Source organism: Psychrobacter proteolyticus (assembly GCF_038155145.1).
GTDB lineage: Bacteria > Pseudomonadota > Gammaproteobacteria > Pseudomonadales > Moraxellaceae > Psychrobacter > Psychrobacter proteolyticus_B.
This window is the reverse complement of the sequence record NZ_JBAKAY010000277.1, coordinates 1-206: the sequence shown is the minus strand read 5'-3', so window position 1 is coordinate 206 and position 206 is coordinate 1. Positions and strand designations below refer to the sequence as shown.

The 206-nt window shown below is 49.5% G+C and carries 1 protein-coding gene; it reads right to left on the bottom strand.

The window, feature by feature from the left end:
- Positions 1-206 (bottom strand): hypothetical protein (locus V6252_RS13830; RefSeq protein WP_341610805.1); only part of this gene is annotated, 206 nt, incomplete at both ends.

Genomic DNA, 206 nt, shown 5'->3' with positions numbered 1-206 from the left:
GCTCCTGCTCTTTGCGCTTTTCAGGGGCTTTTAAGTTGGATTCAAAGTTAGCATCAGCTGCCATGAGGGCCTGCTCTTGCTTAGGCGTTACATCTACTGGCTTCGGCTGTACTTCATCGTCTACCACTAGCGATATAAGCTTACGCTCACGAGGGACAGTACCGTCAAACTTATCGGTGATGACGTGCAGTTTGCGATCTTTGTCG